Source organism: Candidatus Solincola tengchongensis (genome assembly GCF_015711935.1).
Classification (GTDB): Bacteria; Actinomycetota; Geothermincolia; order Geothermincolales; family RBG-13-55-18; genus Solincola_A; species Solincola_A tengchongensis.
Genome location: NZ_JACVJJ010000022.1, coordinates 1 through 26,340, shown reverse-complemented (window position 1 = coordinate 26,340; position 26,340 = coordinate 1). Strand labels below are relative to the sequence as shown.

General features: G+C 63.8%; 18 protein-coding genes and 2 tRNA genes. 9 read left to right on the top strand and 11 right to left on the bottom strand.

Features of this window, described 5'->3' with window-relative positions; all coding sequences use genetic code 11:
* Positions 1-138: 138 nt before the first annotated feature.
* From H7007_RS01210 to H7007_RS01170, 9 genes are all read left to right on the top strand, one after another.
* A tRNA-Pro gene (locus tag H7007_RS01210) sits at positions 139-216 on the top strand.
* 498 nt (positions 217-714) lie between these two features.
* Positions 715-1,866 (top strand): CaiB/BaiF CoA transferase family protein, encoded by a 1,152-nt coding sequence (locus tag H7007_RS01205; RefSeq protein WP_287152662.1) that lies wholly within the window; start codon positions 715-717, stop codon positions 1,864-1,866.
* 254 nt (positions 1,867-2,120) lie between these two features.
* Entirely contained in the window at positions 2,121-2,732 is a 612-nt protein-coding gene (locus H7007_RS01200) for a flavodoxin family protein (protein ID WP_287152661.1), read from the top strand.
* Positions 2,733-3,494: 762 nt separating this feature from the next.
* Positions 3,495-4,538 carry a selenide, water dikinase SelD gene (gene selD / locus H7007_RS01195; RefSeq protein WP_287152660.1) on the top strand — a complete coding sequence of 348 codons (1,044 nt, stop codon included), beginning with the start codon at positions 3,495-3,497 and terminating at the stop codon, positions 4,536-4,538.
* Between the two features lie 261 nt (positions 4,539-4,799).
* Positions 4,800-5,405, top strand: coding sequence for a sulfurtransferase-like selenium metabolism protein YedF (yedF, locus tag H7007_RS01190; protein ID WP_287152659.1), 606 nt, complete (start codon positions 4,800-4,802; stop codon positions 5,403-5,405).
* Between the two features lie 268 nt (positions 5,406-5,673).
* Entirely contained in the window at positions 5,674-7,113 is a 1,440-nt protein-coding gene (gene selA, locus H7007_RS01185; RefSeq protein WP_287152658.1) for an L-seryl-tRNA(Sec) selenium transferase, read from the top strand.
* Positions 7,114-7,120: 7 nt separating this feature from the next.
* Positions 7,121-9,067 carry a selenocysteine-specific translation elongation factor gene (selB, locus tag H7007_RS01180; RefSeq protein WP_287152657.1) on the top strand — a complete coding sequence of 649 codons (1,947 nt, stop codon included), beginning with the start codon at positions 7,121-7,123 and terminating at the stop codon, positions 9,065-9,067.
* 257 nt (positions 9,068-9,324) lie between these two features.
* A tRNA-Sec gene (locus tag H7007_RS01175) sits at positions 9,325-9,420 on the top strand.
* 51 nt (positions 9,421-9,471) lie between these two features.
* Entirely contained in the window at positions 9,472-10,410 is a 939-nt protein-coding gene (locus H7007_RS01170; protein ID WP_287152656.1) for a selenium metabolism-associated LysR family transcriptional regulator, read from the top strand.
* Between the two features lie 440 nt (positions 10,411-10,850).
* Here the strand turns inward: H7007_RS01170 and H7007_RS01165 are convergent, their stop codons facing one another.
* The 11 genes from H7007_RS01165 to H7007_RS01115 all read right to left on the bottom strand — a co-directional run bounded on the left by H7007_RS01165 (position 10,851) and on the right by H7007_RS01115 (position 25,984).
* The gene (locus H7007_RS01165) at positions 10,851-11,678 is read right to left on the bottom strand and encodes an SIR2 family NAD-dependent protein deacylase (protein ID WP_287152720.1); all 828 of its coding nucleotides are present in this window, start codon (positions 11,676-11,678) and stop codon (positions 10,851-10,853) included.
* 220 nt (positions 11,679-11,898) lie between these two features.
* Positions 11,899-13,005 (bottom strand): FAD:protein FMN transferase, encoded by a 1,107-nt coding sequence (locus H7007_RS01160; protein WP_287152655.1) that lies wholly within the window; start codon positions 13,003-13,005, stop codon positions 11,899-11,901.
* Positions 13,006-13,069: 64 nt separating this feature from the next.
* Positions 13,070-15,526: an HAD-IC family P-type ATPase gene (locus H7007_RS01155; RefSeq protein WP_502754841.1), complete on the bottom strand. Its 2,457-nt coding sequence runs from the start codon at positions 15,524-15,526 to the stop codon at positions 13,070-13,072.
* 571 nt (positions 15,527-16,097) lie between these two features.
* The gene (locus H7007_RS01150; protein ID WP_287152653.1) at positions 16,098-17,042 is read right to left on the bottom strand and encodes an RnfABCDGE type electron transport complex subunit D; all 945 of its coding nucleotides are present in this window, start codon (positions 17,040-17,042) and stop codon (positions 16,098-16,100) included.
* A 15-nt stretch (positions 17,043-17,057) separates the two neighbouring features.
* Positions 17,058-18,377 carry an electron transport complex subunit RsxC gene (gene rsxC, locus H7007_RS01145; RefSeq protein WP_287152652.1) on the bottom strand — a complete coding sequence of 440 codons (1,320 nt, stop codon included), beginning with the start codon at positions 18,375-18,377 and terminating at the stop codon, positions 17,058-17,060.
* 1 nt (position 18,378) lies between these two features.
* The gene (locus tag H7007_RS01140; protein WP_287152651.1) at positions 18,379-19,302 is read right to left on the bottom strand and encodes a 4Fe-4S dicluster domain-containing protein; all 924 of its coding nucleotides are present in this window, start codon (positions 19,300-19,302) and stop codon (positions 18,379-18,381) included.
* A 1-nt stretch (position 19,303) separates the two neighbouring features.
* Positions 19,304-22,126 (bottom strand): molybdopterin-dependent oxidoreductase, encoded by a 2,823-nt coding sequence (locus H7007_RS01135; protein WP_287152650.1) that lies wholly within the window; start codon positions 22,124-22,126, stop codon positions 19,304-19,306.
* A 48-nt stretch (positions 22,127-22,174) separates the two neighbouring features.
* Positions 22,175-22,747 (bottom strand): twin-arginine translocation signal domain-containing protein, encoded by a 573-nt coding sequence (locus H7007_RS01130; protein ID WP_287152649.1) that lies wholly within the window; start codon positions 22,745-22,747, stop codon positions 22,175-22,177.
* A 407-nt stretch (positions 22,748-23,154) separates the two neighbouring features.
* A complete protein-coding gene (locus H7007_RS01125; protein WP_287152648.1) occupies positions 23,155-24,120 on the bottom strand; it encodes a formate dehydrogenase accessory protein FdhE in 966 nt (321 codons plus the stop codon).
* A gap of 407 nt (positions 24,121-24,527) precedes the next feature.
* A complete protein-coding gene (gene tatC / locus H7007_RS01120; protein WP_287152647.1) occupies positions 24,528-25,286 on the bottom strand; it encodes a twin-arginine translocase subunit TatC in 759 nt (252 codons plus the stop codon).
* A gap of 464 nt (positions 25,287-25,750) precedes the next feature.
* A complete protein-coding gene (locus H7007_RS01115; RefSeq protein WP_287152646.1) occupies positions 25,751-25,984 on the bottom strand; it encodes a twin-arginine translocase TatA/TatE family subunit in 234 nt (77 codons plus the stop codon).
* Positions 25,985-26,340: the final 356 nt, after the last annotated feature.

The following is a 26,340-nucleotide window of genomic DNA, read 5'->3' as shown; positions in this document are numbered from 1 at the left end:
ATTCCAGAGACAGCGGGCCGGGACAAGGCCTTGAGGTGGCCCGTCGCGAGGCGCAGCGAGGGGAGGGCGGCGCGCCCTTGTTGCGGCACGGACAAAGGGTTATCAACAAGGATGAGTTTCTCTATAATATGGGGATGTCGGGGTGTGGCGCAGTTTGGTCAGCGCGCGGCGTTCGGGACGCCGAGGTCGGAGGTTCAAATCCTCTCACCCCGACCATTTTCTTCTCCTCTCCGGCGTGAAGGAACCGGCGCCCGCCGCTTCCCGGGAGCCGCGGCAGCGGGACCGTCCCTTTCCCGCCAGGGAAGCGATCCCGGGACCCTCGGCCTCGAGCGGCTCTTCGGCATATGAACCGTCTCGAAAGGACACCGCGTCCCCCCGGAAACCATTCCGGCAGCGGTCGCAGGGGGATTTCCGGGCAGTGGAGCCATCTCATATCGCGCCCGTATTCGCGTATGATGAGGGTTTGTAGTCACAGGGGATTCCCCGGCAAGGGGAGCCACCTCATTGGGGACCGCGGCCGGAGCAAGGCATCCCCGCCGCTCCCGCCCGGCGCGGAAAGGGCCTTAACTTCCTTAAACGGTGCGGCGTTAATATAATTGGTGCGTATCCGGCGGGTATCGGCATTTAAAAAGGGGAGAATGGCCATCCGCGTCCGGAAAACGGATATCCGTCTCCCCGGCCGAACCCCGAGCCCACGAGAGGGAGGAGATTGGGATGACCACGCCCCTTGACGGAATCCGCATCCTCGATATGTCGCAGCTCTATCCTGGTCCGCTGTGCACCATGATCCTGGCCGATCTGGGCGCGGAGGTCATAAAGGTGGAGCCGCCGGGCACCGGCGACCACGCGCGCGCCTACCGTTTCCTCTTCAACCAGATAAACCGCAACAAGAAGAGCCTGGCTCTGAACTTGAAGCACCCCAGGGCCCAGGAGGCCTTCCGCCGCCTGGCCGCAGGAGCAGATGTGGTGGTGGAGGGTTTCCGGCCCGGAACCACCGCCCGCCTGGGCGTGGATTACCAGACGCTGCGGGAGATCAACCCCCGCCTCATCTACTGCTCCATAAGCGGATTCGGGCAGGACGGGCCTTACCGCGACCGTCCCGGTCACGACATCAACTACCTGGCCATGGGGGGCGTTCTGGGGCTCACCAGGGACAGGGAGGGAAGGCCGGTGGTCCTGGGTTTCGAGGTGGCGGACATCGTCTCCGCCCTGAACTCGGTCATCGGGATACTGGCCGCGCTCCAGGCTCGAGAGAGGACCGGCGAGGGGCAACTGGTGGACATCTCCATGCTGGACTGCGCGGTCGCCCTGCTCTCCAACAGCCTGGGCCCATACCTGGAGACCGGGGAGCTCCCAACCGTCAACCCTTTGCATGCCACTCCCCATTACGGGATCTTCGAGACCTCCGACGGAGAATACCTGGTCATCGGGATAGCCCACGAGGACTGGTTCTGGGACGAACTCTGCGAGGTCCTGGGCATGGAGGACGCCAAAGGCCTGAACGTCTTCCAGCGCATCATGGACTGCGAACGTCTTCTTCCCCGCGTGCGGGATGCCGTGCGCTCGCGAACCCTTGCGGAGTGGATGGAACTGATGGCCGATAAGGACATCCCCTACTGCAACCTGCCGGGAATTGACGAGGCCCTCGACGACCCCCAGGTACGTCACCGCCGCATGATAGTGGAGGTAGGGGAAGGAGAGAGGCGCGTGCGCCTTCTCGGAAGCCCCTACAAGCTCTCCTCCACCCCTCCCCGTTTTCAGCTTCCCCCTCCTGAGCTGGGAGAACACACCGAGGAGCTCCTGCTGGAGGCCGGGTTCACGCGGGAGGAGATCTCCGAGATGAGGGAGGAGAAGGCCGTATTCTGACCTTGGCGGCGGAACGGAGGGGAAGCGCCCGCCGGGGAGGATGAGGACCGGAAAAGTGGGCCCGCGATTCCCCACGACATACACCAAAGCGTCTCTCGCTTCCGTTTCAGGGGGAGGGTAACCCGAAAACGGGTAGGGAGAGGAAGGGAAAACAGCCGGAAAAATTCCCGAAAAAGTTTGCGGAGAGGGTGGGTATCGGATAAAATTTGCAGCAACCCGGTTATTAATCAAGCAAGAGGGCGAGGGAATTGCCGATGGTGAAGATCCTGGGAATCGCCGGTAGTCCGCGCCAGAACGGCAACACCTCACTCCTGCTCGAGGAGGCGCTCAAGGGTGCGCGTGCGGCCGGCGCCACGGTGAACAAGATCGTCGTCTGCAACCGGGAGATCAACCCCTGTCTGGGATGCGGCTGGTGCCGGCGCAGCGGGGCCTGCCAGCAGGAAGACGCCATGGAAAAGATCTACGGGCTCACCCTCTCCAGCCACGGGATAATACTCGCCGCCCCCGTGTATTTCAATTCCCTCAACGCCCAGACTAAGGCCCTCATCGACCGCCACCAGTGCATATGGGCACGCAAGGAGATCCTGAAGGAGGAGATAACCGACCCCGACACACGCCATGCCCGCAGGGGGCTCTTCCTGTCCACCGCCGGAGCCGACGACCCCCACGCCTTTGACGGGGCCATCAAGGTCGTGGATTCCTTCTTCCGCCTCCTGGACATCGAATACTATCACCGCCTTCTCTTCTTCCGCATGGGAGAAAGAGGAGCCGTGAGGAACCATCCCACGGCGATGCGCGACGCCTACTCTGCCGGGGAGCAGCTCGTCGCCGAGATAAGCCGGAGCCTCGGCGATACGCGCTCCTGAAGCCCGCCAACGGGTCTCCCCCACTTCCCCCCGTTGAGGAACACAAAGCCAGGCCATCCCGAGCGGAGGAAGCTCGAGCCGTGTAAGGGTCACGGTAGAGGCAGGTGAGGAAGAGATGGTCGACCGCCGGCGCGCGTCACGAAGAGTTTCCAACGCTTTAAACGTCATCCATGCCGCGGAGAAGAAAACCATAGTGCAGGCCGTCTCCCGCTTGAACCTTTGCCCCCCAGCAGCGCTTCCATGTACATGCTTCGCAAAAACCCTGGGGCAGGTTCGCTGAAAGGTGCACTGCCTTTAAGGTCCGCCGGCCTCCCTCAAGGTCTTGGCCAAGTAACCCTCATGATGCGGAGAAAGCGACTCTTTTTAAAATATTTTTATATTATTGAATAAATTATTTTATAATAGCCTTGAGCGGGCGGGAGGCGGATTCCTCATTTTATAATAGCCTTGAGCGGGCGGGAGGCGGATTCCTCATTTTATAATGGCCTTGAGCGGGCGGGAGGCGGATGTCTCGCGGAGGGTTAGGCCGCCCTGGATGTCAAGTCCCGCTTTCGCCCCCGGCGAAAGGTTCGTCCGGCGCGAAAAGCGGCGCCTCGACGCCCCCGAACTGCGCGGGTACCCGCCAGGCGCATGGGGAAGGCCGGGAGACATGGAAGGCTGCCTGTCGAGGATATCCGGGTGGGGGCCCGTCCGGAGAGCCGAAGCGGCCGGAGCCGCTCCCGGTGGGCCGGCGGGAGCGCGGAGCGGAAAGGACGTAGGCGGATGGCGGAGGAAAAGGTAAGACTCACTCTCCTTTCCAGTAAATCGGGGTGAGCGGCCAAGGTGGGTCCGGAGGACCTCAGAAAGGTCTTGCGCCTCCTACCCCCAGGCGAGCTGCGGGAGGAGATCCTGGTGGGGCTGGACACCCCTGACGATGCCGCCGTCTACCGGCTGGACGGGGAAAGGGCCCTGGTGCACACCCTGGACTTCTTCACCCCCATCGTGGACGACCCTTACCGGTTCGGGCGCATAGCAGCGGCCAACGCCCTGAGCGACATATACGCCATGGGAGGGACTCCCCTTTCGGCCATGAACATCGTCTGCTTTCCCTGCTCCCTGGGGATGGACATGCTGGCCGAGATCCTGCGTGGCGGCCACGACGCGGTACACGAGGCGGGCGCCGTCGTCCTTGGCGGCCACACCGTGGATGACGATGAGCCCAAGTACGGGCTGGCGGTCACCGGCATGGTCCACCCCGGGCGCATGTTGACCAGAAAGGGAGCCCGCCCGGGTGACGCCCTCGTTCTCACCAAGCCTCTGGGGACGGGCATCCTCGCCACCGCCCTGAAGGCGGGCTTCTTGTCCGAGGAGGAGATGGAGGAAACCGTGGAGGGGATGGCCGCGCTCAACCGGGAAGCCTCCCTTGCCGCCCTTGCCGCCGGGGCCCGGGCCTGCACCGACGTCACCGGTTTCGGCCTTCTCGGGCATCTCTTCGAGATGCTCCCCGAACAGGGGCTGGCCTGCGAGATCTCCATAAGCTCCATACCTCTTTATCCCCGAACCCGGGAGATGGCCGCCATGGGGATGATACCGGCGGGCGCCCATCGTAACCGCGACTTCCTGGCCGGAAGGGTGGAGTTCGACGTGAGCGTGGGAGAGGTGGACCGCGACATCCTTTACGATCCACAGACCTCCGGGGGATTGCTGGTGGCCCTGCCCCCCGACAAGCTGGAGGAATTCAGGGCCTCGCTCCCGGAGGGGCAGAGGTGGTTCCGTATCGGCGAATTCTTCGCCCGCTCGAGTCCGATCATAAAGATAAGCGCCTGAATCCCGGCTCACGGGTCGGCCGGTATCACGCCGCGGGAGAGGACCGGAGGGCCGGCGGAGAGACGACCCGCCCGCTTCGGGCCTTTCGGGTGGTGAAGAGCCGCCCTTGCGCTCCAATGGCTCCCCATTGGGTAAGGGAATGAGCCCGGGGGCCCTGCCTGAAGGCAAAGGCGGTAAGGGAACGGTACGGCCCGAGCCGTTATCCGGGATTCGAGCCCGCGTGGGGAGAGGATACGATGCGACGAGGTTAAAGGAGGGGACATGGAGGAAGTGGTGGATGCCCGGGGCCTGCCCTGCCCCACCCCGGTGGTGAAGACCAGGGAAGCCCTGCAACGCGGCTGCCAGCGTCTGGAAGTGCTGGTGGACAACCCCACGGCCAGGGACAACGTCACCCGCTTTGCCGCCTCCCAGGGGTGCAGCGTGGAGGTGAGCGAGGAGGACGGCATGTTCCATCTGTACATAATGAGGGAGGGTGGGCCGGAGGAAGCCGCGTGCGCAACCGCGACCGCGGAAAGCCCTTCGCCCTCCGGGGAGAAAAGGGTGGTGGTCCTCTCCTCGGACGTCATGGGCCGGGGTGAGGAGGAACTGGGAAGGATACTCATGAAGGCCTTCCTGAACACCCTGGCGGAGAGCGAAAGGCGGCCCTGGAGGCTGGTGCTCTTCAACCGCGGCGTCCTTCTGGCGGTGGAGGGCGCGGACACCCTCCCCGCCCTCAAGGAACTGGCCTCCCGGGGCGTGGAGGTCCTGGTCTGCGGAACCTGCCTGGATTATTTCGGAGCCAAGGACAAGGTGGCGGCGGGCACGGTGAGCAACATGTTCGAGATACTGGAGACCATGCTGGTGGCCTCCAATTCGGTAACCGTCTAAAATAAATGCGTCCCGCGACGGCAGGAGGAAAGGCCTCTGGGAGTCATTCGGGTGCGCGGCGAGCGCCCTTCAAGCGGTCCAGGGCGGAAGGGTCGGGAGGTGGGAAAGGGCGCCTTTCGAGAATCTCCCAGGGGGGCGAAAGCCCGGTTCACGCTCACCATTCGACCCTACGCGACGAAGAGGACGCCTGAGGGGCAGGTTAAGGATGGTGTCCGAAATCCACATAATACCGTGCATATGAGGGGAAAGAGGACGAAAGGCGGGAGACATGGCGGGTAACGAGGAGGTAAAGAAGGACTACCTGCGGCGGCTGTCCTCAGTGAACGACCTCATCCAGGCCTTCTACCGCAGCCGTATGGCGGGAAACCGCACCATCCCCCGCGAGCTGATAACCGAGGCCTCGCGCGCCGTCCTGGAGGGAGTGAGGGAGGCCATCCTGGCCGCCCGCGATGAGATGTCCCTGCAGAACATCAGCACGGACACCGAGGAGCTGGTCTCCATGGTGGAGAAAGAGGTCGAGGAGCGGATGAGGCCCAGCTTCCGCCGTGTGATCAACGCCACCGGAGTGGTGGTGCACACCAACCTGGGACGCTCCATCCTCCCCGCGGCGGCCATCGAGGCCCTGCGGACCGCCGCCGCCCACTACAGCAACCTGGAGTTCCGGCTCGAGGACGGAACGCGGGGCTCCCGCCAGGTGCACCTGCGCAGAATCCTGTGCGAGCTGACGGGGGCGGAATCCGCCCTGGTGGTGAACAACAACGCCGCGGCCGTCCTCCTGGCCCTCACCGCCCACGCCAGGGACCGCGAGGTCATCGTGAGCCGCGGCCAGCTCATAGAGATAGGGGGCTCCTTCCGACTCCCAGAAGTCATGGCCCAGAGCGGCGCCCGGCTGGTGGAGGTGGGGACCACCAACAAGACCTACCTGGAGGATTACCGGAAGGCCATCACCAGCGAGACCGCGGTTATCATGCGCGCCCATCCCAGCAACTACCGCATCCTCGGCTTCACCGCGGAGGTTGACCTCGCGGAACTGGCCTCCCTGGCCCACGAATACGGGCTCATCCTCCTGGACGACCTGGGGAGCGGGGTCTACGTGGACCTCTCCCGTTTCGGCCTCTCACCCGAGCCCACCATCACCGATTCGCTGCGAGCCGGGGCGGACCTGGTGTGTTTCAGCGGGGACAAACTCCTGGGAGGGCCCCAGGCGGGCATCATCCTGGGCCGCGAGGAACTCGTGGATGCCATGGCCAAGCATCCCCTGGCCCGAGCCCTGCGTGCGGACAAGCTCACCGTTGCCGCCCTGGAGGCCACCCTGCGCCTCTACCTGGACCCGGAACGCGCCCTGGCGGAGATACCCACCCTAGCCATGATCACCGCCGACCCGGAATCCCTGCGCGAGAGAGCCGAGCGCTTGGCGGGGAAACTTTCGTCCGCCTGCCCCGATCTGAGGGTGGAGGTGGTGGAGGACGTCTCCCGGGCCGGTGGGGGATCCCTTCCCCTGGAGGACCTGCCCACCTGGGTGGTGGCCGTGGAGTCTTCCCGCCTGAAGGTGAACCGGCTGGAGGAGAGGCTCCGCCGCCACGACCCCCCGGTCATCGGGCGGATAAAGGAGGAACGGTTCCTCCTGGACGTGAGAACCCTGAGGGATGAGGAGCTCTCTCTGGTGGTGGAGGCTTTCCGGTCCTCTGCGGGGCACGAAGAGGGCTGAACGGGAAATGAAGAACTTCATCATAGGGACCGCCGGGCACATCGATCACGGAAAGACCGAACTGGTCAAGGCCCTGACCGGGACCGACACTGACCGCCTCAAGGAGGAGAAGGAGCGGGGCATCTCCATCGAGCTGGGCTTCGCCGAGTTGAAGCTGCCCAACGGCACCACCGCCGGAGTGGTGGACGTGCCCGGCCACGAGCACTTCGTGAAGAACATGCTCGCCGGGGCCACCGGATTCGACATGGTGCTCCTGGTGGTGGCCGCCGACGACGGGGTCATGCCACAGACCGTGGAACACCTGGCCATCGTGGACCTCCTTGGAGTGTCCGACGGGGTGGTGGCCATCACCAAAGCGGACCTGGTCGAGGAGGACATGCTGGAGCTGGTCAGGGAAGACGTGGGCGAGGCCCTCCGGGGCACCGTCCTGGAGGGCGCGGAGGTGGTGGTCACCTCCAGCCGTACCGGAGAGGGGCTGGACGAACTCCTCCAGGCCCTCTCCCGTGCCGCGGAGAGGGTGCGCGCGCGCGACAGCGAGGGTCCCTTCCGCCTCCCGGTGGACCGTGTCTTCACCCTGCGCGGCATAGGCACGGTGGTCACCGGTACCCTCTGGGAAGGGAGCGTGGCCGACGGAGAGGAGGCCGTTGTCCAGCCCCGGGGAAAGCCCGTCCGGGTGCGCAACGTCCAGGTGCACGGGGAGGAGGTGGAGAGGGCCTACGCGGGCCAGCGGGTGGCCATGAACCTACCCGGTATCTCCAAGGAGGAGATAGCCCGCGGGGACGTGATAGTCTCGCCGGGCCACCTCCGGCCCACGCTCATGGCCGACGCCAGCCTCCACCTCCTGCACAGCGCGCCCCAGCCGCTGAGGAACCGTGCCCGCGTCCGCTTTCACCACGGCACCAGCGAGATCATGGCCCGGGTGGTCCTTCTGGGAGGCCGCGAGGAGCTCCCCCCGGGTGAGAGCCATCCGGTGCAGCTGCGCCTGGAGAGGCCGGCCGTGCTCCGCTATGGCGACCGCTTCATAATCCGCAGCTATTCGCCCATCACCACCATAGGCGGTGGCCGCATCCTGGACTCCCATCCCCGCAAGCACCGCCATCATCAGATGGAGGTGCTCGAGGAGCTCGAGGTCCGGGGGCGCGGGGATCCCGCGGAACTCCTCCTCCTGGCCCTGGAGGAGAGAGGTCTCCCCATGTCCCTCGCCGCTCTGGTGGAAAGGCTGGAATTGAAGCCCGGAGACGTGGAGGGAGCGGTCCGGGAGCTTGTGGCCCAAGGGAGACTCGTGGAGATAACAGGGGAGAGCGGCCCTCTCTACCTGAGCCCCTCCCTGTTGAGCGACCTGCTGGACACCATGGTAAGGCTGGTGGAGGAGCTGCATGCCGCCAACCCGCTCAAGGCGGGGGTGGAGAAAGAGGTGCTGCGCCAGCGCCTGGGTGAGCGGGTGGTAAAAGGAAGGAATTCCCAATTGCCCGCCGAGGAGTTTCTGGCCCTCCTCAGGGCGGCGGAGAAGGAGAGCCGCCTGGAAACGGAGGGTGGCAAGATAAGGGTCAAGGGGAAAGGGAGAGCGCTGGGGGAGAGGGAAAGGGCGCTCCTGGAGGACCTGAACGCCCTCATCCGGGAGGGAGGGTTCTCCCCTCCCCTGTTCAAGGAGCTGGGAGAAAGGCTGGGGTTGGACCGCAACCGCCTCCGGGACCTTCTGAACATCCTCCTGGAGGAGGGCAGGATAGAGCAGGTGAACCCGGAATATTATCTGGCCGCGGGAAAGCTGGCCGAGGCGGAGGAAAAGGTCCTGGCCTTCCTCGCCGAGCGGGAGAGGCTCTCCGTGGCCGACCTGAGGGACATGCTGGGCGCCAGCCGGAAATATGCCATACCCCTCCTCGAGTACATGGACCGGAAGAGGATCACCCGTCGGGAGGGGGATTTCCGAGTGTCCTTCAAATCCGGTCGGAGGTGAAACGCGGTGCAAAAATCGGCGAGGGATCGTGAACCCTGCTTTTCGACATGGGCCTCGCGCCCTCATATACCGGAGCGCGCCATGGAAGGAAGGGGTGTGAAAGGCACGGCGATACCGGTCCGCCGGGCGCGGACCGGAAGCCCGGACGGACCCTCTCCGAGGCTCACTTTCCATCATCCGATGTTCATCGCCGCCCCGGCGAGGGAGAAACGAAAACCGTCCTTTACAAGACGAACCGTGGGTAATAATTTTTATTCGGAGATGCATCCGTCCTGGTGGGCGGCCCGGTCTTCAAAACCGGTGCGGCGTCGTAACGGGCGCCGGGTAAGTTCGATTCTTACGCATCTCCGCCATTTTTTATTCCCGCCCCTGTTGCATCCGGGGCTTTTCCATGGAGGTCCGGCATGAACACCAGGAGCCTGCGCGTCTTCGCCGAGGTGGCCCGCACGGGGAGCTTCTCCACCGCCGCCCGGAACCTGGGGCTCACCCAGCCCGCGGTGAGCTTTCATATCCGTTCCCTGGAGAAGGAATACGGCTGTGTTCTGGTGGACCGGTCCCTGGGGCGCTGCCGGTTGACCGAACCCGGGCAGGCCCTCTTGAGGCATGCCCAGCGCATACTGAAGGTGGAGGAGGAACTTTCGCGCGAGATGGAGGGGAGGCGGGGCGAACCCAGCGGCACCCTGCTCCTGGCGGCCAGCAATATCCCCGGGGAATACATCCTGCCCCGCGTGCTCTCCCGATATCGCCTCCGTTATCCCCTGGTGGAGCCCCGCCTGGAGGTCACCGATACCCGCGGCGTCCTGGACCTGGTGAGGGCGGGGGAGGTGGACCTGGGCTGCGTGGGATCGCGCGACGACGAGGAGCGGCTGGAGTACGGAAGGCTGTGCCCCGACCGCCTGGTATTCATCGCTCCCGGTAATCATCCCCTGGCCACCCGGAAACGGGTGAAGGTCGACGACCTCTCCGGGGAGACCCTCATCCTCAGGGAGGAAGGGTCCGGGACCCGCTCCCACATGCTCCGCATACTCTCCGAGCTGGGGCTGGAAATCTCCCACCTGGACTGCCTGGTACTGGGGAGCACCATGGCCGTTATCCAGGCCGTGGCTGCGGGGGCGGGGATATCCGTCTCTTCCCTGTGGGCGGTGGAGCCGTATGCGCGGCTGGGAAAGGTCCGCGTTCTCGCCTTGTCCGGCGCGGATCTCAGGCGCGACTTCCACTATGTCATCCTGCGGCGCAGGCCAAGCACACCCGCGGTGGAAGCCCTGGTGCAGGTCATCGAGGAGATGCGCCCGGAACTGGAGGACGAACTGGCCTCCTTTGTCGGGCCTCCGGACCGGGGGTAGGCTGATTTCTCAAAGCCATGAACACGCAGAGCCAAGACCTTCGCCTCGCGAATGGGAAGGATGTTTAGCCCTTTGAGGAGAGATTTTTTGACCTTTAAGCCTTGGGGATCATCGCCAATGGGCAGGTATCTAATGGAAAGCCGCGTCGATCGTTCCCCCTAAAGAAGGCCTTCTCTCACGGATGTGTCGGATAAACGGTCAGAGTGCCGGAAAGTTGCCCGACACCCCTCGAGCGGATATGGTCCGGAGCTAAATGAAGACACGTATCCGAACGACAAACAGGGGAAAGGAGCTGCAAGGCCGGCCTGATGGTCTCCCTCGATATCCCCTGCCACGGATGGAAAAAGAGCTGGCATTTTATGGCAGTTGATGTTCGTTTCCCGCCTTTCCGGCTTGGAGCCCTGCCCTCACCCCTAGGCCGGATCGCCCGACCTTCGCCTCTACCGGTCTTCCAGCCAGGCAGCGAAAAAGCTCCCCGCGGGCGCGGGTATGTGGAGGTGTGCGCGGGAGGAAAGCGCCGTACGGGCGGGGTCGACCACCACCAACCTGGCACCGGTCTCCAGAGCCAACCGGGGCACCATGGCCGCGGGATAGACCACCCCCGAGGTCCCCAGCACAAGCATGAGGCGGCATCGTCCTGCCTCCTCAAGGGCCTGGTTGAGCTCTCCCGCGGGAAGGCCTTCCCCGAAGAGGACCACGTCGGGGCGCGTCCTGCCCCCGCACCTCATGCAAGGTTCAGCATATCTGCGTAGGGCCTCCAGCAGCCTGCGCCTTGTCATCGCCTCACGGAGGCCCTCCAGGACCGCCAGCGCTCTCTCCCGTTGTACCTCCACCCTCGCCCCGCACCGCGTGCAGCGCAGGCGAAAGGCGTTGCCGTGCAGCTCAATAACCCGCCTGCTCCCTGCCGCCTGGTGCAATCCGTCGATGTTCTGGGTGATCACCGCATGTAGGCGACCCTCCATTTCCAGCCGGGCCAGAGCCAGGTGACAGGGATTGGGTTCGGCCCGCAGGAGGGTACCCAGCACGCCGGAGGCCAGAGCGGCCACCCTCCGCGGCCGGGCGAGGAAGGCCAGCGCCAGGCCGGGCAGGTTACCGTACAAGGCTGGTGGGAATTCCTTCCAAATGCCCTCCCGTCCCCGGAAGGTGGGAATCCCGCTCTCCTCGGAGACTCCCGCCCCGGTGAAGGCCACCGTGTAGGGAGAAGCGTCCAGCAATTCCTCCAGCGCCGAGAGACTCTCGTCCATGGCCGTACGTGAAGAGGGCCTCATGTCCGTCAACGGCATACACCAAGTAGAGGATAATCGACGGAGAGCCTTTATTCCACGCCCCTCACGATCACGGCCGCGGAGCAGCCCCTCGATTTCCTCAAGCTCGAAAACGCCTGCCGAAACTGCAGGACGCCGGTGAAGCGGGGCGCGTATGCGCAGTTTTGGTTGAGGCGCGGTGATTATTGGTAAGTATTACCAACAGGATAGGGAAGAATCGACGTCAGGGGGTCGTGGTTTCCTTTATCCCCTCCAGGAGGGCCCTCATCCCCTCCGTGTAGTGGACCTCACCGGAGGCGTCCACCAGGAGACACTCCAGTCCCCGTGATTTCACCCACTCCAGGCCTTGGGGGTATCCCATGACGAAGACGGCGGTGGAGAAGGCATCGGAACGCGCCCCATCATCCCCGCCCACCACGGTGACCGAGACCACCCCCCTGGCTGGATAACCGGTTCGCGGGTCGAGAATGTGATGGTAGCGCACACCCTGATACTCGAAGAAGCGCTGATAATCCCCGGAGGTGCTCACGTAGGTCTCGCCGGGCAGAAGGAGGGTGGCCAGGTAGTCCTCTCCCCGCGGATCCAGGATGCCGATCCTCCACAGGGGACCGCCGGCGCTTCCCGGCTTCTCCCCCAGGGTGAGGTCGGTACTTATCATGCTTATATAACCGGATCTGACGCCCCGGGATTGGAGTATCTCCGCCGCCCGGTCCAGCGCGTATCCCTTGGCCAGCCCACCCACGTCTATGACCACGCCCGGCTGGAGGAAACGGACGGTGTGGGCCGCCTCGTCCAACTCGAGCTTATCGGAGCCCACCAGCTTGAGTGCGGCGGCGACCTCCGCATCGCCGGGGGGAGGTTCGCCCCTCGCTCCCCTGCCCAGGACGTCCCAAAGGTCCACCAGGGGACCCACGGTTATGTCGAAAGCCCCCTCGCTCTCCCGGTAGATCTCCACACCGGTGGCGATGACCTTCCACAGGTCCTCGGAAACGGGTACCGCCTCCCGCGCCGCCGCATCGTTCAGCCTGGAGAGTTCGCTCTCCGGGTCGTAACGGTCGAACACGTTATCCAGGCGCTGCAATTCCCGGAATGCCTCATCCACCGCACCCTCCACCCGTGCCTGGTCCTTCCCGTAGGCGGTTATGGTCACGTAATCCTCGAGGACGAACATGGTGCGCTGGTAGGGTTCCCTCGAATACCCCGGGTTGATGAGCTTGACGCCGAGAAATGCCGTTCCCACAAGGGCCAGAAAGACCACGGTCACTATCAAAGTGTCGCGACGGTTCCTGCGCCCAAGGGTCTCCCGCTCCAGATCCTCCCGTCCTTCCATGGTGGGTAGTATAACAGAACCGGGGGCATAAGGACCCGAGGCTCCTCAATCCGCTGCCGGCCCATCAGTCGTCGGAAGCTGGGGTGAGGCCCTTTTCTCCTCTCCGCCCCACGTACCTCACCGCGAGCTCCAGGAGGAGAACGTGCACCGCAGCGATGCCCAATGCCTGCACCAGGACAGGGAGGGAGGGCAGGAAGAGTTGGAAGAAGTTCCCAAACCAGGGCAGGAACAGGATGCCGGTGAAGGCTCCTCCCATTACTGCGGTCAACCCACCTTTCCAGGTGAAGATCGGCCGGGAGAGATGGGCCAGCACGGCCAGCCCCACACAGGTCAGGACGATGACCGCCGTGGTCCTGACCTCTCCGTCCGGAATGCGGTTGGAGTGGGCCATGGCCACGGCGGTGAAGGTGGCCGAGGTGGCGATGACCCCGGCGGGAAGAGAAAAGAGCATCACCCGGCGGAGAAGGCCCGGGCGGTAGCGCCGTCTGCTGGGGGTGAAGGAGAGGATGAATGCGGGTATCCCGATGGTCAGGGAACCTACCAGTGTGATGTGCCTGGGGAGCAAGGGAAAAGGCCAGCGGGCAAGGGAGATCACCAGGGCCAAAAGGGCCACGTACACCGTTTTGGTTAAGAAGAGGTTGGCCACCCTCTCCATGTTGGCCATCACCCTGCGACCCTCGGCCACCACCCTGGGAAGGGTGGAGAACTTCCCGTCCAGGAGCACCAGCTGGGCCACTGCTTTGGTGGAAGGAGCCCCCGACCCCATGGCTATACCCAGATCCGCCTCCTTGAGGGCCAGTGTGTCGTTCACGCCGTCCCCGGTCATGGCCACCACATGGCCCCGGCCCTGCAGGGCAAGGACCATCTCCCGCTTCTGCTCCGGCACCACCCTTCCGAAGACCGACCTCTCCTCCAGGACGGCGGCCATCTCCTCCCGCGTGGTGGGAAGCCCTCGGGCGTCGACTGGCTCCTCCGCCCCTGGGACACCCACCCGCAGGGCTACATCGGCCACGGTGAGCGGGTTGTCCCCGGAGATGACCTTTATACCCACGCCCTGCTCCCGGAAATAGGCCAATGTCCGGGGGGTGTCCGTACGTATCTTCTCCACAAAGGACAGGAGGGCCATGGGACGAAGGTCGCGGGGGAGGTCCCCGCCTTCGCGCAGCCGCTCGTCAGTCCGCGCCAGCATGAGCACTCGTAGGCCTCGCCTAGCCAGCTCCTCCACCTCCGCTGAGAGCTCCCGGGCTCCCTCTCCTCCAGCCTCACATGCCTTGGCGAGGAGTATCTCCGGAGCGCCCAGAACCCAGGTCCCCCGCCCCTGGAATTCCACCGCGCTCCACTTGCGCTCCGAGGAGAAGGGAACCACACTGGCGAGTTCCCATCCCTCCGCGTGGGGAAAGGCCTCAAGGAGGGCGGAAAGAGTGGCGTTGCGGTCCGGCAGGGTCCGGATCAACGCCCCCAGTGCATCCCGTGTCCAGCGCTCGTCACCGAGGTATCGCACCTCCTGGAGAAACAAGGTGCCCTCGGTGAGGGTACCCGTCTTGTCCAGGCAGACCACGTCCACCCTGGCCAGCCCCTCCACGGCGGGAAGCTCCTGGACCAGCACGTTGCGCCTCGCGAGCGCCGCGGCGCTGACGGCGAAGACGAGGCTGGTGAGCAGGATCAGACCCTCCGGAACCATGCCCACCAGGCCAGCCACCGAGGAGATGACCGCCTCCCGCAGGGAAAAATGAGTCAGCAACTGACTGGCGACGAAGACCGAGGCCACGGGCACCATTATCCATGTGATATACCGCAGGATGGTGTCCGAAGCCTTCCTGAGTTCCGAGGACACCAGCGTGAAACGCCTGGCCTGCGAAGCCAGCTTCTGGGCGTAGACTTCCTCCCCAACTGCCGTGGCCCGGAACCTCCCCCTCCCGCCGGACACGAAACTCCCCGACCAGACGCCGGCACCCGGTTCCTTGGGCACCGGCACCGACTCCCCGGTGAGAAGGGACTCGTCCACCTCCAGCCCCTCGGAGGCCACCACCGACCCGTCCACCAGGATCTGGTCCCCCGGGCCCACCTCTATCAGGTCATCGAGGACGATCTCCTCCCTGGGAATCTCCCTCACCACTCCGTCCCTGACCACCCGGGCAAGGGGCGCGGTGAGGATGGAGAGCCGGTCCAAGGTCCTCTTCGCCCGCCATTCCTGCACAATCCCGATGAGGGTGTTGAAGACCAGCACCAGGCCGAAGAGGGCGTCTCGCGGAGAGTCGAATACCAGTACGACGATTGCCAAAGCTCCCAGGAGAGCGTTGAAGCGGTTAAAGACGTTGGCCCGGATGATGTGCGCAAGGGAGCGGCTGCTCTTCTCCCTGACCCGGTTGGTCTGGCCCTTGTCCTCCCTCTCCCGGACCTCGGAAAGGCTCAAGCCGCGCAAAGGGTATTCGTCATCTGGTTCGAAGCGGTCAGGGCGGAAGTGCCCGCCTTCGAGCCCAATCGGTGTTTCCCCAGGGATGGGGCCAGGAAATCCGTCCATTCCCACCGTTATGCCTGTCCGCTCCTTGGGCGCGCTCACTCATTACGGCCGTGTGGCGGCTCCCCCCACATGGAGGCATGCGGCCCGGGTCGTCCGCATTCGCAGCGTCATCACCTATGGACTCCGGACACTGCCTCCCCTCATTCCTATCACATCCTATCCACCGCGTATGATACCTGTGGTTTACGCCTCTGCTCCATAAAAGGGGGTCCCGTCTTCATGGTCGTCCCATCTCGCCCCGCCCCGCGAATCGCCGCACGCATCCTACTCGTCGTCTCCCGTCCCCGGAGGCACTGTTCCGGGGGGTCATCAACCCTTGGCTGGCCATGGCTCCGCATGACCGCCGAACCCCCACCCCCACCCCTTCGGAAAGAAAAAGGGGCCGCGCCAATCGCCATTCCCGGCATCCCGCATCAATCCCAAAAGCCCACGGCCTTTCCCGCGTGGCCTACCGCTTCTCCACTGGCTCTCTCGCCTCCGGCCAGAGCCCCCTCCCCGCATCACCCCAGAAGGGAAAAGGGCCGGGAGTTCGCTCCCGGCCCTCTGTCTCTCCTTCCGGGGTCCCGATAGCTCAGGCGGCGACCACCTCTCCGAACCTCTTGGGCTTGAACACCTTGTCCAGCAGGGGCACGAAGGCGTTGCCGATGAGGATGGAGTAGGCCACCGCCCCGGAGGGCCCACCATAGAGGCGGATGAGCACGATGCAGATGCCTATGATCAGGCCGAACACCGCCTGGCCCCAGCGGTACATGGGGCTGGTCACCCAGTCGGTGGCCATGAAGAAAGCCCCCAGCATCACGCCACCCGCCAGAATCTGGTAGAGCCCGTCGGAGCCCAGGATGTAGGCCAGGATGAACACGGTGGCCAGAATGGTCACCGGAATCACCCAGTTGATGACCTTACGGTACAGTAGATAGGCCCCGCCCAGCAGGATCCAGAAGCAACCCACCTCGGAGATTGCTCCTCCGTAGTTGGCGAAGAGCAGGGCGGCGTAGGAGGGCGCGCCCTGCAGGCCGTGCTTGATGTAAGCGACCGGGGTTGCCGCCTGGACTCCGTCGAAGCCGCCGGGCAAAAATCCCAGGTGCCCTGTCCAGCTGGCCAGGAACCCGGAGCCGATGAGGATGAAGACGAACCCGAAGAGTGCAGGGTTGAAGATGTTCCGCCCCAGGCCACCCATGAGCTCCTTGACTATGACCACGGCCACGAAGGAGGCGATGATCATGTTCAGCCAGTGGATCTTGGCCGGGAGGAGTAGCGCCAGCAGGAGACCGGTCACCGCTGCGCTCCCGTCGGAGAGGGTGACCTTCCTCTTCCTTATCTTGCGGGCCACCAACTCGAAGAACATCGCCGACCCCACGCAGACCGCGATATTGAACAGGGCGTTATAGGTGAAGGCCACCAGCGCGGCAATGGTGATAGGCGCCAGGGCAATGAGCACGTCGCGCATGGCGACCGCCGTCTGTTCCTTGCTTCTCAGGTGCGGGGGCGGGGTGAGGACCAGGTTATCCATCGCCATTTCCCATCGCCTCCTCTACTTCTTCTTCAGGGCCGCGATCTCGGCCTTGGCCTTGCGCACGTACTGTACGTGGGGGATGTAGGCGGGGCATTCGAAGGAGCAGCACCCGCACTCGAAGCAGTCCAGTGCCCCCCACATCTCCGCCTTGTCCCACTGCCCCCGCTTGACGGACTGGACGATGAAGTTGGGGGAGAGGAACATGGGGCAGACCTCCACGCACTTCCCGCAGCGCACGCACTCCGATTCCTCGCCCAGGTCCACCACGTCGGAGGTGAGGACCACCACCCCCGAGGTCCCCTTGACCACGGGTGCGGAGGCATCCTTCTGGGCCCACCCGGTCATGGGGCCCCCCATGATCAGCTTTACCGGGTTGCCCACCAGGCCCCCGCAGGCCTCGAGGAGGACGGATATGGGGGTGCCGATACGGGCCAGGAGGTTTGCGGGCTCCCGCACCCCGGGCCCGGTCACGGTGACCACCCGCTCGTAGAGTGGCTTCCCCCAGGCGGCGGCCTCGTAGAGGGCCACGGCGGTTCCCACGTTCTGCACCAGGCAGCCCACCTCGGAGGGGAGCTTGCCCGGGGGCACCTTCCTGCCGGTCAAGGCGAAGATGAGCATCTTCTCCGCCCCTTCTGGGTACTTGACCTCGAGGACCTCCACCTCCACGTCGGGATAGGAGGAGGCGCGGGAGCGCAGGGCGTCCACGGCGTCCATCTTGTTGGCCTCCACCCCGAAGATGACCTTCCCCGCACCCACCGCGGTCTTCAGCAGGCGGGCGCCGGCGATGAGGTCGTCGGTGCGCTCCAGCAAGAGGCGGTGGTCACAGGTGAGGAAGGGCTCGCACTCGCAGGCGTTGATGATCACGATGTCGATGGGCTTGTCCTTGGGAGGGGTGATCTTCACGTGGGTGGGGAAGGCCGCTCCTCCCATACCCACGAGGCCCGCTTCCTTGGCGATCTCCCGGACCTCCTCAGCGGTTAGGGCGTCCAGGTCCTTCCCGGTCCTCTTCTGGAACTCGGGCTGTTCGGGGTCCGGGGTGATGATCACGCTCTTCACCTTGGCCCCGGTGAAGTTGGGGACCTCGGTTATGGCCTTGACCGTCCCGGAAACGGAGGCGTGCACCGGAGCGGAGACGAAGGCCTGTGCCTCGCCTATTTTCTGGCCCAACTCCACCCGGTCGCCCTCCTTGACCAGTGGCTCACAGGGAGCCCCTATGTGCTGCTGCAAGTGTATGACCACCTCGGAGGGGATGGGGGCGGCCTTTATGGCCTTGCCCGAAGCCAGCTCCTTGTTGTAAGGGGGATGGATGCCACCCTTGAAGGTCTTGAGTTCCGCCATCTCACTCACCCCCTCCCTTGGCCTGACGCTCCAACCCTTCGTTGCGCTTGTTGATCACGTAACCGACACCGGCTGCGGCCACCAGTCCCACCAGGGCCAGGCCGCCCCAGGGAGCGCCCGGCTTGATGAGGGTCTCCCAGATGGTCACGCCGGCGGGCACCGTGGGCTTCTCCGGCAGGCCGTACTTGTCCGGGCTGTCCTCCAGCACGTAGATGTAGTGGAGGCCGCCCAGCTCGTCCTCCCCGTAGACCCGGGCCTTTTCCTTGCCCTTCTCCTTTTTCAGGAACTCCACCCTCTCCTTGGCCTTGGCCAGCATCTCCTCACGGGTCCCGAAGGACAGAGCCCCGGAGGTGCAGGTCTGCACGCAGGCCGGGCGGTTGCGGGTGGGGTAAGGGTCCTTGGCGTTCTTCTCCAGGTCCGGCGATGCCTGCTCCGGGGTGGGGAAGGCCGCCGGGTCCTGACTTATGCGGTCTAGGCACAGGACACAGCGGAAGACACCCTTCTCCTTTTCGTCGTAGCGGCAGGCCTGGAAGGGGCAGGTGGCCACGCAGTAGTTGCAGCCGATACACTGCTTGGGGTCGGTCTTCACCACGTAGGCCTCGCTGTCCCCGTCGGTCACCTTATGCTTCTTGGTGGCCCCGCTGGGGCAGACCTTGACGCAGGTGGCGTCGGTGCAGTGCATGCACTGGTACTTGGTGAAGTACCAGTAGATCTCGTCGTCGCTCTTCGGGCGCTCCTCCGGCTCGTTGAACAGGATGCGCATCCAGCACTGCGCGGTGAGCTGGCGGGGGTTCTCGTAAGTCCCCTCGTTGTGGGTCTCCGTGTATCCCCGCTGGTTCCAGTTCTTGCAGGCTACCTGGCAGGCCCGGCATCCCGTGCACTTGCTGGCGTCGAAGAGGATGGCCTTGTCCGTCGGGTTAGCCATTTTACTTCACCTTCCTTAGGTTCACCAGGAACGCTTTCGACTCGGGGATGGTGGTGTTGGCGTCTCCCACGTGCGGCGTGAGCTGGTTGGCGGCGTAGTTCTTCTTGGAGAACCCGTTGCGCTCCGGGCCGCCGGTAAAGAGTCCCACGAACCCGTAATGCCAGGTCAGCCCCACGATGTGGATCTTCCTGGTGGTCCCGTTGTCGCCGATCTCCAGCGGCTTCAGACGGACGGTGACCACGGCCACTCCCTGGACCTTGCCGCGGAGGCTCTCCACCTCCACCAGGTCTCCGTTCTTGATGCCCAGCTCGTCGGCCAGCTCCTTGGAGATCTCCACGAAGTTCTCCGGCATGGCCTCGCCCAGCCAGGAGTTGTTACGGGTCATCTGACCTGCCTGCCAGTGCTCGGTGACTCTGTAGGTGGTGCACACGTAGGGGAAACGCGGGTCTCCCACCTCGGCGAAGCCCCACTTCTCCGGCTCGTTCTTGGCGGATGGCCATTCCAGCACCGCCGCGGGGTTGTTCTGCACCGAGGAGAGCATGTTCTTCACCGGGCTCTCCCGCGGCTCGTAGTGCTCGGGGAAAGGCCCTTCCAGCAGGGAGTTGGAGAAGATCCGCGCCACCAGGGCACCCGGCTCCCGGTTCATGAAGAAGGAGTTGGCCCCCGAGCGGGTGCGCATGGTGGCTTTCCCCTTGAGCTCGGCCGGGAAGGCAGGGTCGGTGCTCGCCTGGGTATAGAAGTCGGGCACGTCGTTCTTCATCCCCAGGGTGTCGTCGTCCTTGAAGGTGAAGAGGGCCTTGTCCGGGGCGAAGGGCTTGCCCGACCAGTCGCAGGAGGCACGGTTGTAGATGATCCTGCGGTTTATCGGCCAGGCCCAGGCCCAGTTGGGGGTGATTCCCAGGTCGATCATCTTGGCGCTGGAGGGCGGGTTCTCGGTATAGATGGTCACGCCGTCCTTGTCCAGCCAGTAGACCGGCGTCTTCTGGAAGTGCCACTGGGCCTTGTTGAAGGGGATACCGTTCCACTCCGTGGCCTGCTTGTCCCGGGGTATCTTCACCTTCCCGTCGTCGCCCCTGGGAAGCTCCTTATCCTTGCCCAGGATCTTGGCCGCGTTCTCGATGTCCGTGTCGCTGGCCCACTGCCCGCAGAAGATCCAGGTCCCGCAGGCCGTTGAGCCGTCGTCCTTGAGGTTGGCGAATCCGAACACCGGCTTCTTGAAGGCGGCATCCCAGGAGAACTCCTCTTCCGGCCAGGTGAAACCGCTTATCTCTATCTGCACCTGGTCCAGGTTGGGGTCGCCGTGCTCGTCCTCCTCATACTCCCAGAAGAGCTCGGTGATGGCCTCCTTGTTCTTGCCTCCCTCGGCTTCGTAGAGGTCCTTCAGGGCCTTCATGATCTGGTGCATTATCCAGGCGTCGGACTTGGCCTCGCCGGGAGGTTCCACGGCCTTCCACCGGTACTGGGCAAGCCGCCCGGAGTTGGTCACCGATCCGCTCTTCTCCACCGAGGAGGCGGCGGGAAGCACCCACACCTCGGTCTTGATGTCCTTGGGCTCCACGCCGGGACGGCGCCAGAAGTTCATGGACTCCGTCTCCCAGAGGTCCACGGCCACGAACCAGTCCAGCTTGTCCATGGCCGCCGCTTCCAGGTTGGAGCAGGCGCCTCCCACCACCGGGTTCTGCCCCCAGGCGATGAGCCCCTTGATGATGCCCGCGTACATGTCCTCGAAGAGGGCGATGTGGGTGTAGTTCTTGCCTTTCTTCACCTTGGGATGCAGCTCGTAGGCCTTGTCCAGCCCGTTCTTCTTGGCGTAGGGGCCGTAATAGGCCATGAGGTAGCTCTTGAAGAAGCGGGGCTGCCAGGTCCAGATGCCCACCTTGGGGGTCGTCTTCTCCAGGTACTTGTCCAGGGTGGGATGGTCGGTGGTGTTGGGCACCGGCATGTACCCGGTGAGGATGTGGGAGAGGAGGCCGAAGTCCGTGGACCCCTGCACGTTGGACTCGCCGCGCAGGGCGTTGATGCCTCCGCCGGGCAGTCCGGTGTTCCCCAGCAGGGCCTGCAGGATGGCGAAGGCACGTATCTTCTCCGTCCCGTAGGTGGACTGGGTAAGCCCCATGGCATACATGAGGTTTCCGGTCTTCTCCCGCTTGTGGGTGATCCCCACGTAGGTCTCCGCTATCTCCTTGAACTTCTCCGGGTCCATGCCGCAGACCTTGGCCACCACGCTGTTCGGGCCCTCGTAGGTGTAGCGGGATACGTGCTCCTTGAGCTTGGCGAAGACCGTCCCGGCTATCTGGTCGTCCGGGTTTGGTATGTAGTTCCCGTTGGCGTCCTTGGGCCCGATGGGAACCCCCCGGCCCGGGAAGGCCGGGTCCTCGGCTATGGGGATGAGATGCACGCGCTTGGGCTCTCCCGTCGCCGGGTCCGTCTGGTAAGTCCAGGTCTTGGTGTCGTACTTCTTCTTCTCTTTGTCGTAACCGCTGAAGTAGCCGTCCAGCTCCCACGGCCCCTTGAAGTCCGGGTTCACCAGAATGGGGGCGTTGGTGTAGTTCTGGACGTACTCCCAGTTGATGTAGTTCTTGTCGATGGCGTACTTGATGAGGGCGTTGAAGAAGGCGATGTCCGTGCCCGGCCGGAGGAAGGAGAAGAGATCGGCGCGGGCGGCGGAGCGGGTGAACCTGGGATCGACGACGATGATCTTGGCGCCGCGTTCCTCCCTGGCCTTCTCCAACCATTTCCAGGAGCAGGGATGGTTCTCGCTGGGGTTGGCGCCGCAGATCATGAAGACATCGGCGTTCTTGAGGTCAACCCAGTGGTTGGTCATGGCCCCCCGGCCGTACGTGCCGCCGAGACCGGCGACTGTGGCCGAGTGTCATATACGTGCCTGGTGTTCTATGTACACCAGGCCGAGAGCGCGGGCGAACTTGGAGGCCAGGTAGCATTCCTCGTTGTCCAGGGCCGCCCCTCCCAGCTGGGCGATGCCCTCGCAACGGTTGGCCTTCACCTTCTGCCCGTCGATCTCCTCCTCCTCGACGAAGTTGGCGTCCCGGGTGTCCTTGATGAGGCGTGCTATGGCCGGGATGGCCTCCTCCCAGGTCTTCTCCTCCCAGTCCGTCCCCCCGGGGGCGCGATAGAGCACCTTCTTCAGGCGCCTCTCGTTGTTGGCTACCTGGAAGATGGCCTGACCCTTGGAGCAGAGGCTGGCCCGGTTGATGGGGCTGTCGGGAAGCCCTTCGATCCCCACCACCTTGTCGTCCTGCACGCTGACGATGGCCGAGCAGCCCATGGAGCAATAAGGGCAAACGGTCGTGCTCTCCTTGGCCTCGCGTATGCGAAGCTCCACGTCAGCGGCATAGGCGGGGGTGGTGAAACCGAGTTGGGCGAGGGCCGTGACGCCAATCCCGGCGCCCGACAGCTTGAGGAAACTTCTGCGAGAAAGTTCCATACTCTCCCCCCACTTTCCTAGGTCGACTCCTACACCTGCTTTCACACCGCTGTAAGCGGACTCTCACAAACCCGTTCTATATCTGAAACCTTCCCCTCACGGGGCGTGGGTCCTCACAAGAGATCTCCTTTCTTCTATCCGCAAGGTGCTTCCATTTTCCCGCCCTCCGGGCTTCACCCGCGTATTTCGTATGTCAAGGTCCCGTTTATCCGAAAATTGCCGTCATAATACTATCATTTTTTTATCAAAACGCAACCGAAAAGCGTTGGACTGCTCCCGACCCTGACCTGCCCCACACTATCCGGAAGGCGTTTGCCGTGATCCGCCTTCCGCGGAGGGGCATACACGCGGAGGGCAATGCCATCCGCAGCGACGAAACGTGCCCTCACGCCATGGAGATCCAGGCCTTAGGAGAAAACGGTGCGGCATCCCCGTATATAGCCCTTTTCCTCCGCCGCCAGGTCAAGCCGCGCCGTGGCCAGGTCCTCAAGGGGAAGGAGCAACTCCTCGTCCTTCCCGCTGTAGCTCTGGGTAATCTTTATGTATTTACGGCAATTGTCGCAGAGATAAGCCCGGTGGGCCGGATCCTCCTCAAGATATATATAATGTAATTTCTCCTGGTCCGTGGTCATGCAGAAGGGGCACATAATCCGGGGGAACCCCCAGCGCGTCCCGCAGCGGGAGCATTCCAAGACCCGCAGACCGTCCTCCGCGCGCAGAAAACCCATGACCGGCAGGTCGCCGCATACGGGGCATGTCCCCCGCGCCACCTGGTCCAGGTCCGCCTGGCGGGCCAGGGAACCCGCCGCCTTCCAGTAAAAAGGGGCTAGGGTCAGGTGCAGCAGAAGATAAACGAGCTCCGGCTTCACCGCTTTGCCCTCCAGCAGCGCATTGAACCTCGCCTCGTCCCCCGAGAGGTAACCCTCGGCCATCTCGCGTGCCAGTTCCTCCGTGAGTTCCTCCTTGAGGAAGGTTCTCAATCCCTCTGGTTCCCTCTCGCTCTTCCTCACCAGCGCGTCCCCTATCTCCCTGATCATGTCCACGAGGAGGGGGAGGTCGAGCTCCAGTTCCTCCGGGCGCAGAAGGAGCTCTTCCTCCTGCAGCCGGGCGGAGACAAGGGCGCCCTCAATATGGGGCAGTCGGTCCGGGATGCGCTGGGAAAGCTTGCGTTGCACGGAGAAGACCTCGCGGTACAGGCCGACGATCCCCTTCAAGCGGGGGTTCTTCTCCACATATTCTCTCGCCTTCCGGTTGACCAGGCTCTTGTTTATGCGGCGCTGTTTCAAATTGAAATCGCCTATGATGACCCACCTCCTCTCGTGCCAAGGGCACCCGTCCAACCATACCGTGGCCCGGAAACGTCTCCGGGGCATTCCCTCCCCGGCCCATCCGGCCCCACGGGCGGGATAATAATACCAGAAAGTGGCCCGGAGCCGTCCAAAGCAGGGAAAGGGGGCGCAACCTCACGCCTATGCGGGACGAGACGGCCCTGAAACCCGAGGCCCCTGGCACCCTTTCCGCATATGACCAGATAAGGGGGCGAGGTCGCGTCCAACCCATCCGGGGATTTTCCTCCCCGCCCCTACCGGGCATGCGGCCTCAGCCGAAAAAGCTTCCGAAAGGCGTCCGGGAACGCTTCTCCGTACCTTTACTGCGGTCATACCCCTGAGGCGAGGGCCGGTATTCGCCCATTCGTCGACCCGGACCCTACCCACTCATAGATATCCACGTGCGCCGCATAAAGGGAGGGGCCATGATCTTTCTCTTCAACCCCTTCCCTCTATTCGCCCAACTCCACCTCCTGGGCCTTCCGCCGCCTGTCCGCCGCCCGCTTCCCGAGCGCGGCGAAGAATATGCTCCCCTCGTAAAGCAGGAACATGGGAGCCGCGACCAGCATCATGGTGATCGGGTTCCAGTCCGGAGTGATGAGGGCAGCGAAGGCCAGGATGGCGATGACCGCGTAGCGCCACCCCCGGTGAAGCCTGCGGGGGGTCACTATGCCCAGTCGCACCACCAGCCACACAAGGAGGGGCGTCTCGAAGGTGAGGCCTAGGGCCAGCATGAGCAGGGCCACCAGTCCCACGTAGTCCCCGGCCATGAGCACCGGGCTTATCCTCCCCTGGGCCTGCCCCACCAGCCAGTTGAGCCCCACCGGCAGGATGTAGAGATAGCAGAAGGCGGCCCCGGCGAGGAAGAAGAGGATGATGAAGAAGAGAGAGCCGTACATGATGCGCTTTTCCCGTTTGCGCAGGGCGGGCGCTATGTAGGCCAGGACCTCGTAGAGGATGACCGGCAAGGCGATGACCAGCGCCGCGTACATGGCGATCTTGAAACGGACCATGAACGGCTCAAGAACCGTCTGGTAATAGAGGTTGAGAGGGATGTCGGCCTTAGTGGCCGGCCTCTTCAGGAAATCGAGGATCTCCCAGGAGAATATATAACCCACGCAGACCGCCACCAACAGGGCGATGAAGATGACGATGATGCGCCTGCGCAGTTCCTCCAGATGTTCGATGAAGGACATCCTCAGCTCGGCCACGGGAACCTCCCAGGGCTGTCATGGGCCGGGGGGATGACGCCGTTCGCAAAGTAGGGATACCATGAACCGGTCCTCCACCTCCCATAATCGGGGCGTCGGGCATCCGCAGGCAATGGCATCCCGCAGGATAACCCGGCCTGAACCGCCAAGCGAATCCTTTACTAAGCCGGCTCAGTCACGCTAACGCGTTCCAGTAGTTTCCCCTAGCGGAGGGACATCCGTTATTTCGGATCCAGCGGAAGTGGACACTCAAACATGGCTTCCAATGAGGCGAAAGGCCAACCCGGTCGGCATCTTCCCGCCTTTCCGGTAGGACTCGCCACGGGTATCCGTGACCGCCTCTCGTCCACACATCCCTCCCGCTCCCCTTTTATGACGGAGAAAACCGACATTCCCTTCCGCGCGCATAAACTTTGCGTCGGCTACTCCGCTTGAAAACCGTTCAGGGGTTGCCCGGTGGGTGCTCAATCCTCGTCGTCGGAGGACTTCCTCTTCTTGGGCCCTTCTTCCTCGTCCGTGCCCTCTATGCCTTCCTGGATGGCCTTGGAGACCTCCTGGCTCGAAGCCCGGAACTCGCGGATGGCCTTCCCCACGGAACGGCCGATCTTTGGAAGCTGGGCCGGCCCGAAGATGATGAGAGCAATAAGGAGAATGACTCCCAGTTCGGGGAGGCCGAAGCTCTGGAACAGGGCGAGCATTCCTCTTCCCTCCTTCTCGAGTTCTCGCGCCGTACTTCCGGCAAGACTCCCGATTCCGGATGAGTCTCAACCGGCCTGCATGGCTCCACGCGGATTTTTATCCTTCTCGGCGCGTTTTCTAATATTAGTCTTCACCAGGATGATAGTCAAACGAACCGACTAACCCGTTGCTGTCTACAAAAAGTAGGCACCCCATCCCGACAAAACCTCAACACGCTATCCTCTCATGTCCCGCAAGCGCCTTGAGGACGTCCTTCACCCAGGGGTCTCCGCTCCTTGTCTCAAGAAGCGGCATGTGCTTTTCGAGCCAGGCTTCGGGATTCCTCCTCACCTCCTTTCTGAGGGAGGCCATGGCC

Bases quoted from the DNA above. Each gene is read 5' to 3' on its own strand.
- H7007_RS01135 (WP_287152650.1), bottom strand. From the start codon at position 22,126: ATGACCAACCACTGGGTTGACCTCAAGAACGCCGATGTCTTCATGATC.
- H7007_RS01140 (WP_287152651.1), bottom strand. From the start codon at position 19,302: ATGGCTAACCCGACGGACAAGGCCATCCTCTTCGACGCCAGCAAGTGC.
- selB (WP_287152657.1), top strand. From the start codon at position 7,121: ATGAAGAACTTCATCATAGGGACCGCCGGGCACATCGATCACGGAAAG.
- H7007_RS01160 (WP_287152655.1), bottom strand. From the start codon at position 13,005: ATGGAAGGACGGGAGGATCTGGAGCGGGAGACCCTTGGGCGCAGGAAC.
- H7007_RS01170 (WP_287152656.1), top strand. From the start codon at position 9,472: ATGAACACCAGGAGCCTGCGCGTCTTCGCCGAGGTGGCCCGCACGGGG.
- H7007_RS01165 (WP_287152720.1), bottom strand. From the start codon at position 11,678: ATGAGGCCCTCTTCACGTACGGCCATGGACGAGAGTCTCTCGGCGCTG.
- yedF (WP_287152659.1), top strand. From the start codon at position 4,800: ATGGAGGAAGTGGTGGATGCCCGGGGCCTGCCCTGCCCCACCCCGGTG.
- rsxC (WP_287152652.1), bottom strand. From the start codon at position 18,377: ATGGCGGAACTCAAGACCTTCAAGGGTGGCATCCATCCCCCTTACAAC.
- H7007_RS01125 (WP_287152648.1), bottom strand. From the start codon at position 24,120: ATGCCCCGGAGACGTTTCCGGGCCACGGTATGGTTGGACGGGTGCCCT.
- H7007_RS01150 (WP_287152653.1), bottom strand. From the start codon at position 17,042: ATGGCGATGGATAACCTGGTCCTCACCCCGCCCCCGCACCTGAGAAGC.
- H7007_RS01205 (WP_287152662.1), top strand. From the start codon at position 715: ATGACCACGCCCCTTGACGGAATCCGCATCCTCGATATGTCGCAGCTC.
- H7007_RS01115 (WP_287152646.1), bottom strand. From the start codon at position 25,984: ATGCTCGCCCTGTTCCAGAGCTTCGGCCTCCCCGAACTGGGAGTCATT.
- H7007_RS01200 (WP_287152661.1), top strand. From the start codon at position 2,121: ATGGTGAAGATCCTGGGAATCGCCGGTAGTCCGCGCCAGAACGGCAAC.
- H7007_RS01130 (WP_287152649.1), bottom strand. From the start codon at position 22,747: ATGGAACTTTCTCGCAGAAGTTTCCTCAAGCTGTCGGGCGCCGGGATT.
- selA (WP_287152658.1), top strand. From the start codon at position 5,674: ATGGCGGGTAACGAGGAGGTAAAGAAGGACTACCTGCGGCGGCTGTCC.
- H7007_RS01155 (WP_502754841.1), bottom strand. From the start codon at position 15,526: ATGGACGGATTTCCTGGCCCCATCCCTGGGGAAACACCGATTGGGCTC.